Annotated in this window: 2 protein-coding genes; one reads left to right on the top strand and one right to left on the bottom strand. The window is 72.1% G+C overall.

The genetic code is table 11. The features are described from left to right. A partial coding sequence (locus FV228_RS28990) for a DinB family protein (protein ID WP_187277958.1) occupies positions 1-699 on the bottom strand: 699 nt, incomplete at its 3' end. 27 nt (positions 700-726) lie between these two features. On the opposite strand from FV228_RS28990, the gene senB reads away from it, so the two are divergent. Beyond that, a partial coding sequence (gene senB, locus FV228_RS28985; RefSeq protein ID WP_147857623.1) for a selenoneine biosynthesis selenosugar synthase SenB occupies positions 727-1,659 on the top strand: 933 nt, incomplete at its 3' end.

The raw sequence follows: 1,659 nt of genomic DNA, 5'->3' as shown, positions 1-1,659 counted from the left end.
CGCGTCCCAGTGGGCGTCCGCGCGGTAGCCGCCATCCGCGACGAAGGCCGCGAACTCGGCATTGGTCACCGGCGCGCGGGCCATGCGGAACGGCGCGACCGGCACCGGATGCGCCCATTTCTCGTTGTCGAACACGAAGCCGCCGGGCTCGGATCCGAGCCGCCAGGTTCCCCCGCCCACGGTGACGTCGCCGGGCCAGGGGCCGGTTCCCGTGGACCGGGCGGTGGCCGACGCGGCGAAGGCCGGCGCGGGATAGCCCAGCGTCTGGCGCGTGTACGTGAAGGCCTCGTCGTGCATGTCCTCGTGGAAGGTGACGAGCTGGTAGAGGTCGGCCTCCTCGCGCGTCGGCTCGCGATCGGCCAGACGCCGGATCAGGGCTTCGTGGACCCGGGCCATGTAGCCCAGGGTCTCCGGCAGCGCCGGCAGCGGGATCGACCAGCGCGTCGCGTGCGGCACCCGGGCGGAATCGTAGAGCGTGTCCGCCTCGGCCATCAGGGGCGGCTGCCCGTCGAGCGCTCTCAGGATGAAATGCTCGTGGAACCAGGCGAGATGCCCGATTTCCCACAGGAGCGGGTTCACGATATCTGACTTCGGCCCCATGAGGCGGTCACGATCGAGGCCTGCCACCAGTTCGAGCGTTCGCGCCCGGGCATCCTGCAGCATGGTCACGAGGTCGGCAGCGGAAACCGGTGCGCGCATCAAACGTCCTGGAAGCCTGTCGAGACCATGAAGATCAGTCTCATCACGCCGGCTGCGAGGATGTCCCGCGCCGGAAATCGGACAACGGCGACCCGCTGGGCGCGCATCCTCGGCGATCTCGGACATCAAGTCGAGGTGACGATGGCCTACGGGGAGGATGCGGACGCCGATCTGATGCTCGCCCTGCACGCCTGGCGCAGCGCCTTGTCCATCGCGCGCTTCAAGGCCCGCCACCCCGACCGGCCGCTGGTGGTCGCCCTGACCGGCACGGACGTCTACCACTATCTCGCGGCGGACCCCGAGCCGACGCTGCGTTCGCTCGACCTGGCGGACCGCCTGATCGGCCTCCACGACCTGATCCCCGCCGCGCTTCCGGAGCGCCACCGCGGCAAGCTCGACGTCGTGTTCCAGTCCGCCCTGCCGCGGCGACGGCGCTGGCCGGTATCGGAGGCGGCGTTCGAGGTCCTCGTCGTCGGGCACCTGCGTGCCGAGAAGGACCCGTTCCGCGCCGCCCGCGCCGTCCGGCGGCTTCCGGCCCGGTCCCGCATGCGCGTCGTCCATCTCGGAGGGGCCTCCGCGGAGGTCTGGGCGGCCCAGGCGCGCGCCGAGATGGCCGACAACCCGCGCTACCTGTGGCTCGGCGACCGGCCGGGATCCCTGGTGCGGCGGTGGCTGACCCGGGGGCGCGTCATGGTCCTCAGTTCTCTCCAGGAGGGCGGTGCCAACGTGGTGTCGGAAGCCCTCGTGTCCGGCCTGCCGGTGATCGCCTCCGACATCCCCGGCACGCGCGGCCTGTTGGGGCCGACCTATCCCGGCTATTTCCCGGTCGGCGACGAGGCCGCCCTGGCCGCCCTGCTCCTGCGCGCCGAGGAGGAGCCCGGGTTCCTGGACAATCTGGCCGCGTGCGGCGCGGCCCGGGCGGACCTGTTCGCGCCGGCCCGGGAGCGCGAGTCCCTCCGG

It is taken from the genome of Methylobacterium sp. WL18 (assembly GCF_008040015.1).
Taxonomy (GTDB): Bacteria; Pseudomonadota; Alphaproteobacteria; order Rhizobiales; family Beijerinckiaceae; genus Methylobacterium; species Methylobacterium mesophilicum.
The sequence above is the reverse complement of the archived record's forward strand: the minus strand, read 5'-3'. Positions and strand labels throughout refer to the sequence as shown.